This window comes from Ignavibacteriota bacterium (assembly GCA_016212665.1).
Classification (GTDB): Bacteria; Bacteroidota; Ignavibacteria; order UBA10030; family SZUA-254; genus FW602-bin19.
Genome location: JACREZ010000009.1, coordinates 1 through 14,501 on the forward strand (window position 1 = coordinate 1; position 14,501 = coordinate 14,501).

General features: G+C 40.7%; 17 protein-coding genes. 5 read left to right on the forward strand and 12 right to left on the reverse strand.

Annotated features, from left to right (window positions below; translation table 11 throughout):
- The 12 genes from HY960_02875 to HY960_02930 form a co-directional block, all read right to left on the reverse strand.
- Positions 1-2,118, reverse strand: a 2,118-nt coding sequence (locus HY960_02875) for a T9SS type A sorting domain-containing protein (GenBank protein MBI5214675.1), incomplete at its 3' end; no start/stop codon positions are given.
- Between the two features lie 77 nt (positions 2,119-2,195).
- A complete protein-coding gene (locus HY960_02880) occupies positions 2,196-4,451 on the reverse strand; it encodes a S9 family peptidase (protein MBI5214676.1) in 2,256 nt (751 codons plus the stop codon).
- Between the two features lie 30 nt (positions 4,452-4,481).
- Positions 4,482-4,655: a hypothetical protein gene (locus HY960_02885; protein ID MBI5214677.1), complete on the reverse strand. Its 174-nt coding sequence runs from the start codon at positions 4,653-4,655 to the stop codon at positions 4,482-4,484.
- Positions 4,646-5,158, reverse strand: a complete 513-nt coding sequence (locus HY960_02890) for a hypothetical protein (protein MBI5214678.1) — start codon at positions 5,156-5,158, stop codon at positions 4,646-4,648. The genes HY960_02885 and HY960_02890 overlap by 10 nt, the downstream gene beginning before the upstream one ends.
- 144 nt (positions 5,159-5,302) lie before the next feature.
- A complete protein-coding gene (locus HY960_02895) occupies positions 5,303-7,081 on the reverse strand; it encodes a peptidase M14 (GenBank protein ID MBI5214679.1) in 1,779 nt (592 codons plus the stop codon).
- Between the two features lie 412 nt (positions 7,082-7,493).
- Positions 7,494-8,213 carry a phage Gp37/Gp68 family protein gene (locus HY960_02900; protein ID MBI5214680.1) on the reverse strand — a complete coding sequence of 240 codons (720 nt, stop codon included), beginning with the start codon at positions 8,211-8,213 and terminating at the stop codon, positions 7,494-7,496.
- A 235-nt stretch (positions 8,214-8,448) separates the two neighbouring features.
- Positions 8,449-8,676 carry a hypothetical protein gene (locus tag HY960_02905; protein MBI5214681.1) on the reverse strand — a complete coding sequence of 76 codons (228 nt, stop codon included), beginning with the start codon at positions 8,674-8,676 and terminating at the stop codon, positions 8,449-8,451.
- A 27-nt stretch (positions 8,677-8,703) separates the two neighbouring features.
- The gene (locus HY960_02910; GenBank protein MBI5214682.1) at positions 8,704-9,153 is read right to left on the reverse strand and encodes a hypothetical protein; all 450 of its coding nucleotides are present in this window, start codon (positions 9,151-9,153) and stop codon (positions 8,704-8,706) included.
- Positions 9,154-9,180: 27 nt separating this feature from the next.
- Entirely contained in the window at positions 9,181-10,617 is a 1,437-nt protein-coding gene (locus HY960_02915) for a peptidase M64 (protein MBI5214683.1), read from the reverse strand.
- A 16-nt stretch (positions 10,618-10,633) separates the two neighbouring features.
- Entirely contained in the window at positions 10,634-10,789 is a 156-nt protein-coding gene (locus HY960_02920; GenBank protein MBI5214684.1) for a hypothetical protein, read from the reverse strand.
- Positions 10,786-10,989 carry a PspC domain-containing protein gene (locus HY960_02925; protein MBI5214685.1) on the reverse strand — a complete coding sequence of 68 codons (204 nt, stop codon included), beginning with the start codon at positions 10,987-10,989 and terminating at the stop codon, positions 10,786-10,788. Before HY960_02925 ends, HY960_02920 begins: the two co-directional genes overlap by 4 nt.
- 85 nt (positions 10,990-11,074) lie before the next feature.
- Positions 11,075-11,266, reverse strand: a complete 192-nt coding sequence (locus tag HY960_02930; GenBank protein MBI5214686.1) for a hypothetical protein — start codon at positions 11,264-11,266, stop codon at positions 11,075-11,077.
- 196 nt (positions 11,267-11,462) lie between these two features.
- Between HY960_02930 and HY960_02935 the strand changes: the two genes are divergently transcribed.
- The 5 genes from HY960_02935 (at position 11,463) to HY960_02955 (ending at position 14,491) form a co-directional block, all read left to right on the forward strand.
- The gene (locus HY960_02935) at positions 11,463-12,710 is read left to right on the forward strand and encodes an acetate kinase (protein ID MBI5214687.1); all 1,248 of its coding nucleotides are present in this window, start codon (positions 11,463-11,465) and stop codon (positions 12,708-12,710) included.
- A gap of 99 nt (positions 12,711-12,809) precedes the next feature.
- Positions 12,810-13,103, forward strand: coding sequence for a BrnT family toxin (locus HY960_02940; protein MBI5214688.1), 294 nt, complete (start codon positions 12,810-12,812; stop codon positions 13,101-13,103).
- A 4-nt stretch (positions 13,104-13,107) separates the two neighbouring features.
- Complete coding sequence (locus HY960_02945; GenBank protein MBI5214689.1) at positions 13,108-13,311, forward strand: hypothetical protein; 204 nt, start codon at positions 13,108-13,110, stop codon at positions 13,309-13,311.
- A 4-nt stretch (positions 13,312-13,315) separates the two neighbouring features.
- The gene (locus HY960_02950) at positions 13,316-14,026 is read left to right on the forward strand and encodes a 3'-5' exonuclease (protein MBI5214690.1); all 711 of its coding nucleotides are present in this window, start codon (positions 13,316-13,318) and stop codon (positions 14,024-14,026) included.
- 3 nt (positions 14,027-14,029) lie between these two features.
- Positions 14,030-14,491, forward strand: coding sequence for a hypothetical protein (locus HY960_02955; GenBank protein MBI5214691.1), 462 nt, complete (start codon positions 14,030-14,032; stop codon positions 14,489-14,491).
- Positions 14,492-14,501: the final 10 nt, after the last annotated feature.

Genomic DNA, 14,501 nt, shown 5'->3' on the forward strand with positions numbered 1-14,501 from the left:
ATGAATTGATTTGCTGTGAATACTGCCTGAATTGGGCAATATTTCAAGGCGGGCAAAGTACACACCGCTTGGATTTTTTCCTGCATTCCATTCGAGCGCATACTCTCCTGCCTCATATAACTCATTATTCACCAACACGCCTACTTCCTGTCCAAGCAGATTATAAATTTTCAAATTCACCAATGAGGAATGACTTATAACAAATGACAATGTAGTCGAAGGATTGAACGGGTTCGGATAATTTTGAAAGAGCGTTGTCGCTGTCGGGAGTTCATCTTCCGTTGTAACATCTGTGATAGATTGTTCTGTTCTATAAAGTCCCCCCTGATATGTCCCTGCAATGAGATTGTCGTTCTCATCAAACGCGAGAGAGAGAATGGTTGTTTGACGCAACCCTGTATTGCTCATCGCTGCCCATGTCTCACCACCGTTCGATGATGAATACACACCGGAAAATGTGCCTGCATAAAGGTGATTGGTCCCTTTCGGTAGCAGTGCGTTCACATATGTCGAAACAAAAGAAACATACGACCATGTTTCTCCGTTATCGGTCGAACGGTGAACACCGCCGTAACTTCCGGCATAAATATTTCCGGCATCATTGATTGTCAAACAAGAAATTGTTTGGCCTGAGAAACCAAGATATTGCCAAGACATTCCATTATCTGTTGAACGAAACAATCCATCGCCATCCGTTCCGGCAAACACATCGTTGAACTGATTGACTGCAAGTGTTGTGACAATGGTTGATTCTAAATGTGCTTGCATCCAATCTTCACCTTGATTTGAAGAACGATAAACTCCCCAGTTCGTTCCGATATACATCATTCCAGATTGAGCAACAGCCACACAATATGCATTTCCTCCGAACGTAGAATCCGTCAGGTTTCTCCAACTTGTTCCATGATTCGAAGTTCGGTACAATCCTCGGTCGGTTGCGGCGTACACAAAACTATCCGCGTTTGCAAAACCATGGATTTCATCACCAATGGTTCCATCAGGAAGTTGCGTCCAGCCAGTTTCATTATAGTTTGAGGAATAAATTCTGTTCCCCCACGTTCCGAGATAAATTTTGTTTGATTTATCCAAACAAATTTTTGCAACATTTTCATTTCTGACAGTAATCGTCTTTGACCAAGTCGTACCTGCATTCGTTGTGCGATATAAACCTTCCGCCGCGCCTGAAGTAAGTATAATGTTTGATTTGGTTACAAGCATGTCATCGAACGATGCAGATTTTGGCCCGATAAAATTCCAAATCGTTCCTGAACCGGAATACTGGTACAAACCCTTGTCTGTTTGAGCATAGATAGTCCCCAGTGAATCAGAACTAAGAGAAAGAATCGGCTTGATTGTCAACCCTAAGAGTCTCCAAGTTTTCCCTGTATCGGATGAAAAATAAACTCCTCCTTTGTTTGTATCCTTTAACGCAGTTCCGGCAAAGACATTGTTGGTTGGCGAGACATAAACAACTGAGACATCTTTGTTCTGTAATACATTGTTCCAGGTTTTTCCCGTATCGTAAGAGACATACATTCCGTTTCTATTTGTGCCAACAAAAAAATTCAACTTGTTATCCACACGAAGTGCTGTGGGGTCTTCACCCGTAGATAAAGTCAATGAAGTACCGATTGCTCTCCATCGTCTCAATACCAAATCACACTGTATAACCTGTACCGGATTCCCTAAATCCAAAGCATAAATTCCGCCTGAATTTGACAACGCATGAAAATAGGGGAAGAAACCTCTTGTCCCGATTAGTGAACTCCATGTCGAACCGTTATCCGTCGAGTAATTTCTAACATAGTCAAAGTTGGGACGTCGTGTTGTCAGAAGATATTTACCGTTTGTTTCAAACTCGTCTATTTGACCACTGATGGCTGTCCTGGTCCAAGACATCCCTTCGTTCGTCGAACGATATAATCCATCTTCCGAACTCGCGAGTGTATTGAAAACACCATACGTCGCGAACAACACACCGTTCGCTCCTTCGTTCAGCAATGAAAAATTAGGAGAACCGCTCAAGTCTTTCCAAAAGGGAGTTTGTCCCATCGTCAAACTTACTGCAATCAAATACAACAGTATGAATCTCAATTTTAAATTTACTTTCGATGTCATTAGTCAATAGTCATTTGTCATTTGTAACCCCAAATCCGTAACCTGTAATCCGTAACCGGAAACAGAAAACTGGAAACTCAGAGTCGTCCCTTCTTACTTTCCTTCTTGAACGCCGCTTCCGGAAATTCTTTCTCAAGCAGATTCTCGTAGTAGAAACGAATGTTTTCCATGCGCGAATGGTCAGACTTTGGCGGTCCCCAGCCGTGGCGTTCATTCGGATACACCATAAATTCAAAGTGTTTTCCAAGATTTTGGAGCGTATCTACAAGTTGAAGCGAGTTTTGATAATGAACATTATCGTCTGTCGTTCCATGAACAATTCGCAATACGCCTTTGAGTTTATCCGCATACGTCATCACTGAACCATTCTTATACCCTTCAGGATTTTCTTCCGGCGTATCCATATACCGTTCGGTATAATGCGTATCGTACAGTTTCCATTCAGTCACAGAAAAGTTTGCAATGCCGTGTGTGAAGTAATCCGCACCGGCAGTGAGAGCCATTGCCGTTGCATAACCGCCGTAACTTCCGCCGGTAATGCAAATCTTCGTCGCATCAACATACGATTGCGATTGTAACCATTTCACTGCTTCGATGTAATCGTTCATTTCCCACTTGCCGAGATTACGATGCATTAACGCGACTCCTTCTTTTCCAAAATGACCCGACGCGCGATGGTCAACAGTGAACGTGATTAATCCTTCAGTAGCAAGTGCTTGATTCGTCATCGAAAGTTGCCAGCCATCAGCAACTGAACCAGCGGCTGGTCCGCCATACACACTTATCAGGACAGGATATTTTTTGTTTGGCTCCATGCGAGTCGGCTTCATGATGATTCCCGGAAGTTTGTAACCGTCAGGAGTTGAAATCTCCACAAACTCTCGCTTTGCTAATTCATATTCATCCAGATCTTTTTGATATGCATCGCCGAGTTCACGAATAATTTTTCCAGCGTCATTGCACAAAGCCATCTTTGGTGGCGTTGAAACATTGGAATACGTCGTGATGAAATATTCTCCTTCAGGAGAGATTCGGACAGAATGTGTGAAGTCACCAAACGTCAATCGCTTCAACCCTTTCCCGTTCAACTTCACAGTGTATAAATCCGTTCTTGTTGATGCTTCTTTTTTTGCTGTGAAATATATCAGACCATCTTCCTCATCAAGAAATTCAAGATTCACGACTTGCCACTTTCCTTCCGTGAGTCGGTTCTTTAATTTTCCATCCATCGAATACAAATAGAAATGCGCCCAGCCATCTCGGTCTGATTTGACAATGAAGCCCTTGTTGTTTTTCAGGAAATGAATTTCGTCATACCAATCAACCCACGTACTTTGTTTCTCATCTAAGATTTCCTTCTTCGCACCGGTTGATGGATCAACAGAAATAATTTTTAAATCATCCTGACCGCGATTCATCCATTGTACCCAAAATTCTTTTCCGTCCGGTGTCCAGAACGGTGTTCCGAAATATTGGTCATCTTTTTCATTGAAATCCGCCCACGTAGTTTTTGCTGTTGCAAGGTCAACAATTCCGACTTGTACTTCCGGATTCGGGTCTCCTGCTTTCGGATACCGTGTTTTTTCCAATGTTCCATGATGTCCGTCTGAATTGTAAATCGGGAACATCGGCACGTTCGATTCATCGAAACGATAGAATGCCAGATGCTTGCTATCGGTTGACCACCAGAATGCACGATAGTTTGTACCACGTCCGAAAATTTCTTCCCAATATACCCACGCCGCATAGCCGCTATAGACAACATCACTCCCGTCGTTCGTGTACTGAAATTCTTTTGCAGAATTCAAATCAATCGCGAACAGATTGTTATCACGCGTAAATGCAATCCAATTTCCATCCGGCGAGAACGTCGGATTTTTTTCTTCCGACGAATTGTTCGTCAACCGTTTGAATTCCTTCTTCACAACATCGAGCAAATACAAGTCGTTCTCTTTCGTGTAAATGTGCATCGTCTTTTTCTCGTTTGAGAGAGTTGGACGCGACACAGTAAACGTAGTATCAACTATCCCCTTGAAATCATCCCAATTCACATCGGGCTTTTTCTCTCCCCTCTCTTTTCCACTCTTTGCCTCAATGATGTATGTCTTTGCTTTTTCCTCTCCATCCTTTTTCTTTGATTCGAAATATGTTTTCTCATCCTGCCAACCGGAAATGTTCGGAAGTTGCTTCGTCAATTGCATCGGAGGGAACTTGAATCCTATTTCGGGAGTGATTCGCTTTTTGTCCTGTGCGTTGAGGGTAACAACGTACAACGTACAGAGTACAAAGTACAAAGTAATGAATCGTACATAATTCTTGTTGTGTGATTTCATTGTATAGTTCTTTCAGTTATTAAAATAAATCTATTGTTGGGTTGATTTTCGTTTTGATTGCTTTAATGTCGGATACGAATATTTCTTTCGATGACCCTTTTTCTGTTGTTCAATATATTCAGAAATCTTTCTTCGTTCCTCCGATGACAACTCACGATTCACAACATAAAAATCAACCCCTTTCGGTTCTTTAACTATTCCCATTTGTATTCCTTAAAATATCGTTGAACAAGTTCTTTAGAAATTTCATATTTGAATATCATTACATCACCAAATAATATTTCAGCGTTAAGACTTTGCTGATAATGTTGTTTCAGTTTAGTCTTTGAGATAAATGAAACAAAACCGTTATAACCTTTCTCAAATGAAACCTTGCATGCATACGCGAAGAGATTTCCCGCAACTCCATCATAGAGTTTTGATTTACCCCGGTTAAATTTAGCGCTTTCAATCAAGTTAACTAAGATGTGATCCCTCTTATCCTCAATACTTATCATCCCCTGAATGATGTCCGGATTTTTCGTAACGGATAATTTGAAGACTTCTTTCGATGCGTCTTTCAATTCTTTGTGCCAATCAAATTGCCATTCTTTTTTCTTTATAAATTTACCATCTTTTTCTGTTAACCGAAACATTTCGGTGTCGAACTTCTCGCCTGTTACTCTATTCTCTATTGACCTTGTGAGTTTATCAATGACAATTCCGATAGGATGCCTTTTTCTTTTATCGTTGCCTGGCAGCCAATCAATAATAATATCAATCGGATGAACGGTTTTCCCTTTCATCATTTCAATAGAAATATTTCGAAATGCTTTCTTCAACTAACAATATTTTTAAAAATCTCAAGTGAATCAGTATTGCTCAGTCGGAATCGGAACTTCCCACATCAGCCGAGCAACAGGATAAAGATTGATGTGCTTATCCCAATACGGTGAACGCTGATAAAAGAAATTCAATCTATCGTACGAAGATTTTGCAAAAGCCGAATCGTTCTGAAGTTTGTAATCAAATTCAGTTTTTAATTTCGGATTTGCTGCTATCATTTCGCGTGCGACATTTTCCATCACGTAATCTTCAAAATATTCTTTCTGCTCGAAGATTGCATCGAAGAATCCCCACTGCACAAACGCATCTGGCGCTTCCGGTTCAAGGGCGTGAATCAACACACGTGCAGTCCGTTGGTTCATCCACGCGACAATTGTTCCGGCAGGGAATGTACGCTTTTCTTTGAACTTCTCAACAGAAAATGTAACCGGATGCCGTCCTTCGTACGGTCGCTCCTGCCACTTCGCATTCGTGAAGCGATACATCTCAACATCCAAATCGAGTGCGGTTGTCATTCGCTCCAACTTCACACCATGAATCTTCAGGCGACCAATCACTTCCTGCCATTGCGGCGGAATCAAATATGCTTTTGGCGGCTCGATTGTCTTCGTTACATAAATGCTGTCGAGCCGCGGTATATCCGCTTCGTACGGCTCGTTCGAGTACTTAATCCAATCGCCGCCGGAGATATCGCTCTTTTCTACTGTATGTTTTAAACCAAGAAAATGTGTTGACGAGGTTGAACCTTTGCCAACGCCAAACAACAGAGGGTACGGATTTTCAATTGCATTCTTTGTTTGCTCGTCAGCCGCTTTCACTGCTTTCTTCAGTTCACTGAAATCCTCATTCACTTTTTGAATTGTTGCAACGAGCGTTTTATATGTTCCATCAACTCGTGTCTTGTAATCTTTCAGCATGTGCGTTTCAATGAGCAAGCCCGGACGATTTTGAATTGCAGAATAAGCAGTAGAGAATCGCGGCGGCGAGGGCCAATCGAGCAAGCCCTTCATCGGTTCTTTGTTATCAGCGAAGAAAACATACGGCACAATGTTCACACCATCATTCTTTAGTCGCGATGTAATTGTGGGGATGTATGAATCTTTAATCCACGTTCTGACAGGTTCGGCTATCATCTCGCGAGTTTCAATTCCATAAGTGACGACATGTTGGAAATCCGCGCCATCGGTTACATGGCAATCAACAAAAAAATCCGGCAACCACGAGTTGAACAGTTTCAGCCATGCCTGCATTTCGGGCGCGTCTGCTTTCATGTAATCGCGATTGAGATTCAGGTTCTGTGCTGTAACACGCCAACCCATTTCTTCCGGTCCGTTTTGGTTAATGCGATTGTACTTCCCGAATCGTTCATGTCCATCCACATTGAAAAAAGGAATGATGAGCAAGTTCACATGGTCGAGCAGAGATGCTTTTGTTTTCGTTATTGCAATATCACGTAGCAACATCAGACACGCGTCTTTCCCGTCAATCTCCCCCGAGTGAATTCCGTTTTGAATAAGAACCGTCGCCTTCTTCGATCTTGCCGCTTTCTTTGCATCGAAAGTTTTATCACTTGATGCAATCACAAGCAACATCTCTCTCCCCTGAGGACTCTTGCCGAAGTTCGTCACCTTAATCCACGGCGATGCCTTCTCAAGCTCTTTGCAAAATTGCAATGTCTCTTCGTAGCGAGGAGTTTTTTTGAAATCGGATTTCTCGTAGTACGTCAACCATTTTTCGGGAATGGATTGCGCGTAAAGGTTCGAGGACGTTAATAGAAATGTAAGAACGATTAGTATTCTTTTCATAATGATTTCGAATTGTCTATGACTCGTAGAGCGGATTGTCAATTTCGGATTTATACTGTTGATGGTTTTTGAATGTTGATTTATCTACGCTTGTTTTCCCATTCATCACACTTTCTGTCTTCGTCTAATTTTGGTTCGAATGACCAAAGGTATTTATTATCGCTAAACATGTGCGAAGCAATTTTCAAAAAATCTCTGGATTCTCTCTTCGTGAGTAACCATTCTGATTCTTTTGCCCTTGGGTTATCTGTTCCAATATTAAATTCATTGAGAACTTGATTCAATGTATTGATGCATGAATACCTTTTCGATTCTTTATGAATGGCGGTGATGGAGAAAGAGAATAATTCCTTGTAAGGCTGAGACTCGACTTCAAAAGAATATTTGAAGCCGCTGAAGGTTTTAACATATTTTAATCTGTAAATTGATATTCAGGCATCTCGTTATAAAATTTTCCATTGAGTTCTCTGCCATTGGCTTTTTTGTTTCGACCCCCCCACTGTTTGAAGAAGAAAGCAACATTTGCCTTCTCGCATTGCTCCTGAATGTCAAGAACCCAATCTGCGTCCATCGGTCTCGGTCTGAAGCCGCTTTCGCCGCCTGCAATCACCCAATCTATTTTTCGAAGTTTGAGATTTGGTAACGGACCAAGCAACGGTTCTAAAGATAAAAACTTCACTTTGGCTTTTGTTCTTCTTAACAAGTCAATGCGATAAGTATAGTCAACATTTTCGACAGAGACTCCCATCCAAATATTATGTGTCCAGTCAAGTTCTTTGTGAATTTCAAAAAGCCGTTCTGCTCTCTTTGTTAATATTTGAAAAACATGATTGGGATTATCTTTCATAACATCAAAGACTCTTTGAATAAACTCAAGAGGAATTTTTTCATGGAATAAATCGCTCATCGAATTGACAAAAACAATCTTCGATGATTTCCAAGTGTAAGGAATTCTCAATGCCTCAGGATGAATCCTTACTTTGAACCCGTCTTTGTATTTTTCAAGTCCCATTGCTTGAAGTCGTCTTGACATAACTTCAGCATAACAGAACTTACATCCGGGGGAAATCTTGGAACAACCTGTTGTAGGGTTCCAAGTCATTTCTGTCCATTCTATACTTGATTCAGCCATATTACTTATTATATTTTTTGACTATATCGTTCGCAATGTTTACAGCGGTAGCATTGTTCGAAGCCAAAAACAAATGATACATAAGAACATTTCTGTTGTTTCTTAATTCATATGGTTTTTGAATCACGTTCAAACATCTCCTTCATTTCTTCACGATGCGTTTTTGATGAAATCGTATTCGCATTTTTTTCGTGTCCTTACATAATCCAGATGTAAGCATGGCATGAAAAATATTTTATATTCTTCCTGTACCACCACAAGTTGGACAAGGTTTACCTGACGGTCCCAACATGTAAGATTCCCTAATTAATTCTTTTATAAGTTCTTTGATAATAGCTTCATCTGCTTCTTTATTAAATTGTTCAAAATTCAAACTTGAGGTTTTTTTCTCGTTTATTTGCCTATAAGAGCGTAACGTTAATGTTGTATCTCGAATTGATTTTTTAACTTCTTCAAAAGTCATTAGAATTTCCTTTTAATGTTGATGTTTTTAAATAGTTGATTGGGTCACTTTATTAATATCCATATTCTGCATGTCCTGATATGCCCTAATAATTTCTGAGGTTAATAAATCACGACATTTCCTGTTTATTCCTGGAACTAATTTAGAAGAAGATTGTAATGTATCATAAATATCTTTATAGGGAATCCAGTAAGTTTGATATAAGATTTCCTTTTCTATAATGTCATGATTCCAAAGCGTCGCAGTTAATGCAAGTGCATTTACAGCTTTCACAACGTCAGGTGTAATAAGATTCGATATTTGAATTTCATTTACTCCACTCCAAGCCATGAAAAGATCAATCACACCTTGTCTTTTAAACATTTTTTTATTTGTGTTGTAAGATTTTCCAGCCATTATAAGTGCTATTGAGCTAAAAATCAAACTAATAATAGCCGCCCCTGCTGAAACAGCTGAAATAAAATCTGCTGTACTCATTTTTCTAAAACCTTTAACAAAATTATTTTACTTGGAATAAAAATCAATCATCCTCTCAATCGCCGCACTGCACACTGGGTCGAAATCAATAAGAGAAAGCGTGAACATGCGGCAATCAATTGCGGGACGATAGAAACCTTCGGAAGCGTAACCGGCGCCTTGAAACGCTCCGACTTTGCCCACGTACTTTGTCTCTTTAAGAATTTTCATTTCTGCATCGTACAATGGTTTTCGTTTTTCATAATAATCAGAGGCAAGGCGATTGAGTTTTCCTCGTTCTCGTCCAAGACTATCGTATTGATGCTTTTCCCATGGAGTAGGAAGTGGTGTTTCGGCTTCCATCATATTTTTCCACTTCATTGTTTTCGGATTCAACAACGCAGTGATGTTCGGTTCCCACGGCTCGACTCCTTTTTGATAAAAATCATTGTAGGCAACTTGCGACGAATAATATTCATCACCAAGTCCGCCGAATGAATGACCGAACTCATGTACATAGACATAATCCATCTGCCACTCCATGCCTTCCTTGTCGGTTTTGGAAAAGCATGTTGCATACAAATTATAAATACCGCCGCCGCCGTAACGGTTGTCGTTGACAAGTATGTGAATAAAATCGTACGGTGCGGCGGAAGCAATATCACGAAGCGCACGATTCTCCATCGTCAGTACGTAGCGAGGCGTTTGGAACACATCGTAACTCGTACCGAGCGGAGTCTTTCTCCACACATTCGAGTCCGGTCGGTCAATTCCCGATTCTTCCGACTCGACTTCAACAATCCACACATTAAAATTATCTTTCCGTTTGCTGAACGGATACGTAGCAAACAATGCGTCAGTAAAGTGTTTGCAATCTTTTCTAAATTTTTCCATTTCGGCTTTCGTATAACCATCACCGAGAATAACAATATCCACTTTCTTTTCCGGCGCGCCGTTCTTCAATAACTGAGTAACTTTGAAATCCGGTGTGTGTTTCTCTTTGCTGATTTCTCTCGAAGTATTCGGGTCAATCGTCGTAGAGAAAATTTCATTAAACAACATCTGCTTATTGCGGTGAGAAATCGTTAATTGAATTGCATTCTTTGGGTATGGCAATCGAACCGTCTCATGAAATGTGCGAGTCATCTTATCGGCTTCATCGGTTGTTTGCCATTCGTTGAAGATAGTCGAGTAGCCGCGTGAATAAATCATCGTCGTTGTAGCGACATCATACACGCGCACCAAAAATTCGCCGTAGTTCATGACATCAAGAAGATTGGTTTTGCTTCCGGGCCATGCACCTTCTTCGTACACTTGGTCAAGACTAACACTCTCGGTTGATTTTGTTCCGGAATGAAAATAATCTACACGCAGTGTTTTATCTACAAAGAATTGGTCGAAATCTACTGACTGTGAAAAAGTAGTTGAGTAGATGAGTAGTTGAGATGTTAGTAGTAGAGTGGTGAGTAGTGAGTAGTTTTTCATTTTGAATTTTTCATTTTTAATTGAGAATAATTCCTTGTTGCCAGAGAACGAACAATACAATTGCCGTAATCACTGTCAGAAGGAAAATAAAAGCTAAAATCTTTGAGAGCATCCACAGCGCTTTCAGGGGAATCCATATTGGAGCGGTGAGGATTTTGAATAATGTTTTCATTGAACGTGCAATTCAGATTTTTTGGGAATCAACCAGACGGCTAAAAGATAGCCAAGACCGAACGGGAAAAATCCGGTTCCGATAAGTAAGATGATAAAGATAATGCGTACAACAACCGGGTCAATGTTGAACACTTCGCCGATGCCGCCACAAACACCGGCAAGTTTTTTATCTGTTTCTGAACGGTAGAGACGTTTCATAGTTCTTGATGCTTGATATTTGAAAATAGATTCTGTTACTGCCCTTTGAAAAACTTAGAAAGTCGAAGCACTTCACCAACTTGTGTCATGCTGTTTTTCCTGAGTAAAGAACTGTATTCGCCTTCCTTGCTTCGTCTACTAACCGCATCATGTTTTGGAGAGCTAATACGCGTTCAGTTGGTGTTTGTTTAAGTATGGATTGATTCAACGTCAAATCAATCCCATATTCTTTCGCACGTTCGATTGCGGAACCTGATTGTGGTTTTTCTGTTTCCATATTGCGCAGTAAATATAAAGAGAAAATCAATCTCAGAGAAACAAAAATTCTCTTTTGCTCACTTTTTCCTTATCTTTCTGCCGCTTGATGAAGATACGGATTGAAGATACAAATTTGATTATGCTTAGAACTACTACCAACCGTCAACTGACAACTTACGAATCACTACTTACCACTCACAACTCACTAACAGAAAATGAATATTCTTGTATTAAACTGCGGCTCATCATCTCTTAAATTCCAGATTATTGAAACTGACCTTGACCTCATCGAAAAGAATGCTGACAAACGGCTTGCAAGCGGATTGCTTGAACGTGTCGTCGGCAACGCGCTCATCACGTTGCAGGTTGAAGGACAACCAAAAGTTCGCGAAACCGCGCCGTTGCGCGACCATCGTTCGGCAATTGATTTTGTGTTGCGATGGATAATTTCTCCGAACTCAAAAATCAACAACATCAAATCACTCGGAGATATTCACGCTGTCGGACATCGTGTTGTGCATGGCGGCGAGAAGTTTACCAAGTCTGTTTTGATTGATGAACAAGTGATTGAACAAATCGAAGACAACATCGAACTCGCTCCTCTTCATAATCCTGCAAACCTGAAAGGAATTTACGGCGCGAGAGAACTTCTTGGTTCAGGCGTTCCGCAAGTCGCTGTGTTTGATACTGCGTTTCACTCGACCATGCCTGAGACTTCGTACTTGTACGCGATTCCATATCAGATGTATCGTCGGCATCGTGTACGTCGTTATGGATTTCATGGAACGTCTCACCGATATGTCGCGTATCGGTATCGCCAATTGGTGAATATCGAACGGGAGAATGTGAATATCATAACTGTTCATCTTGGCAACGGCTGTTCCGCCTGTGCGATTAAGAACGGCGAGTCGCTCGATACTTCAATGGGGCTCACGCCAATGGAAGGACTTGTTATGGGAACCCGTAGCGGTGATGTTGACCCTTCAATTCTCGAATTCATCCATCACAAAGAAGGAATCGGGATGCGTGACATTGACACAATTCTCAACAAACAATCGGGCTTGCTCGGCATTTCCGGTTTGACGAACGATATGCGAGAACTTCTCGCTGAAGAACAGGAAAAGAACGACCGCCGCGCACGTCTCGCTATTGATATTTTCTGTATGCGTGTGAAGAAATATATCGGCGCGTACCTTGCGGAGATGGGTGGAGCGAATGCCATTGTCTTCACCGGCGGAATCGGAGAAAACAGCGCCGCTGTGCGTGAACGAATTTGCAACGGCTTAGAATGGATGGGTCTCTCTCTCGATAAAGAACGAAATGGAGAAAAAGTGAACGGACGAGAAGGAGAAATATCCACGGAAGATTCACGATTGAAAGCATACGTCATTCCCACGAATGAGGAATTACTGATTGCACGGGATACAGTGAGAACGATAAAGGATGTGCCGAGAAGATGGTAGTTATTTGTTGACAGTTAACAGTTGTCGACACATGGTTAAAGATTTCATTTGCATTCATCCATAAAGAAATGTATTTTTTTGATGTGATACGGTACAGACGTGCAATATAATTTCGAATGGGACCCAAAGAAAGCCAAAGAAAATTATCAAAAACACAAAGTTACTTTCGAACGTGCATCTGAAATTTTTCTTGACCCATTGATGATTTCCATATTTGACGAGGAACATAGTGATATGGAAGACAGATGGATTACTATCGGTAAAGATCGAAACGATGTTAACCTTGTTGTCATTCATACATTTCGTGAAGGAACTTCACAAACATCAGGGATTCGAATTATCTCGGCACGAAAAGCAACAAAGCAAGAAACGAAACAATACATAAGTAGATAAGTTTATGAAAAAAGAATACGATTTTAGTCAAGGGGTTCGAGGAAAATTTTACAAGGCAAATACTCGCCTCAATTTACCAGTGTATCTTGATGATGATGTCCTCAAATTTGTTCGGGAATTTGCTAAACGTAAAAAAGTTGATACACAAACAATAGTCAACACACTTTTACGCAGTAATAAAGACATCGTGCTAACTTTAAAAGAGTGAATACTTGTTAGAATCCCTCAACATAGAAACCATTCTCTTCTTAGACATCGAAACCGTTCCGCAGTTTCCTGATTACGATTCTGTGCCGGAACACATCAAACCGTTGTGGAACAAGAAATCTGAATCGTTGATAAAAAATCCTGAAACGGAAACACCGAAAAGTATCTACCCACGAGCGGGAATTTATGCTGAGTTCGGAAAAGTGATTTGCATTTCGGTCGGGTATATCAATGGAAAAGAGTTTCGTGTGAAATCGTTTGCAAGTCATGATGAAGCGGAACTCCTTTCGGAATTTATTTCTCTTGTCAACAAACATTTCAACAGGAGCGAGAACCTGCTTTGCGCACACAACGGAAAAGAATTCGACTTCCCCTATCTTGCACGAAGAATTCTCATCAACGGATTGAAACTTCCGAGAGCACTCGACACCGCAGGAAAAAAGCCGTGGGAAATTCAACATCTTGACACCATGGAATTGTGGAAATTCGGTGATTACAAAAATTTCACTTCGCTCAATCTCCTTGCCTCCATCTTCAACATCCCGACTCCGAAAGATGACATTGACGGAAGCAAGGTTTATGAAGTCTATTGGCAGGAAAAAAATCTTGAACGCATAGTCACGTATTGCAACAAAGATGTGCTCACCGTTGCTCAGATTTTATTAAGAATGAGAGGCGAACCGTTGATTGAACCGGATAAGGTGTTTATTGTGTGATCTATGAAATTAAAACTATTTCCCCTGCTCATTATTATCATCTTTCTCGCTTGCTCTGATGATGATAATCCTATCGGTAGTACACAACAATCGCTGAGGCTTTTTGGAAAAGTTGTTGACAGTCTTGGTGTACCAATTGATAGCGTTGGAGTTCATTACTTGTTTGAATATAAATCAGGAAAATTTCTTAAATCCCCTTCTTCACCTCCTTCTACACAAATCCGCTATTCCCTACCTCATCGCTCTTATGTAAGAATCGATATCTTTCGTTGGTTTACGCGCGATTCAATCAGTTCATTTATTAATGATACACTCAATGCCGGGATACATACTTTTACCGTTGACGTTTCAACAATGACCAATGGTTTTTACATTTATCGAGTCATAACTAATAATTTGGTTCAGGAAAAATATTTTGCTTTGCTCAATACGAACATTTCTGAAGTGATACAGCTGAACCTTTAGCTGTTACCGA

What these genes read in the sequence shown, in the direction of transcription:
- HY960_02880 (MBI5214676.1), bottom strand. Translation starts at nt 4,451, where the DNA reads ATGAAATCACACAACAAGAATTATGTACGATTCATTACTTTGTACTTT.
- HY960_02885 (MBI5214677.1), bottom strand. Translation starts at nt 4,655, where the DNA reads ATGGGAATAGTTAAAGAACCGAAAGGGGTTGATTTTTATGTTGTGAAT.
- HY960_02895 (MBI5214679.1), bottom strand. Translation starts at nt 7,081, where the DNA reads ATGAAAAGAATACTAATCGTTCTTACATTTCTATTAACGTCCTCGAAC.
- HY960_02900 (MBI5214680.1), bottom strand. Translation starts at nt 8,213, where the DNA reads ATGGCTGAATCAAGTATAGAATGGACAGAAATGACTTGGAACCCTACA.
- HY960_02905 (MBI5214681.1), bottom strand. Translation starts at nt 8,676, where the DNA reads ATGACTTTTGAAGAAGTTAAAAAATCAATTCGAGATACAACATTAACG.
- HY960_02910 (MBI5214682.1), bottom strand. Translation starts at nt 9,153, where the DNA reads ATGAGTACAGCAGATTTTATTTCAGCTGTTTCAGCAGGGGCGGCTATT.
- HY960_02915 (MBI5214683.1), bottom strand. Translation starts at nt 10,617, where the DNA reads ATGAAAAACTACTCACTACTCACCACTCTACTACTAACATCTCAACTA.
- HY960_02920 (MBI5214684.1), bottom strand. Translation starts at nt 10,789, where the DNA reads ATGAAAACATTATTCAAAATCCTCACCGCTCCAATATGGATTCCCCTG.
- HY960_02925 (MBI5214685.1), bottom strand. Translation starts at nt 10,989, where the DNA reads ATGAAACGTCTCTACCGTTCAGAAACAGATAAAAAACTTGCCGGTGTT.
- HY960_02930 (MBI5214686.1), bottom strand. Translation starts at nt 11,266, where the DNA reads ATGGAAACAGAAAAACCACAATCAGGTTCCGCAATCGAACGTGCGAAA.
- HY960_02935 (MBI5214687.1), top strand. Translation starts at nt 11,463, where the DNA reads ATGAATATTCTTGTATTAAACTGCGGCTCATCATCTCTTAAATTCCAG.
- HY960_02945 (MBI5214689.1), top strand. Translation starts at nt 13,108, where the DNA reads ATGAAAAAAGAATACGATTTTAGTCAAGGGGTTCGAGGAAAATTTTAC.
- HY960_02955 (MBI5214691.1), top strand. Translation starts at nt 14,030, where the DNA reads ATGAAATTAAAACTATTTCCCCTGCTCATTATTATCATCTTTCTCGCT.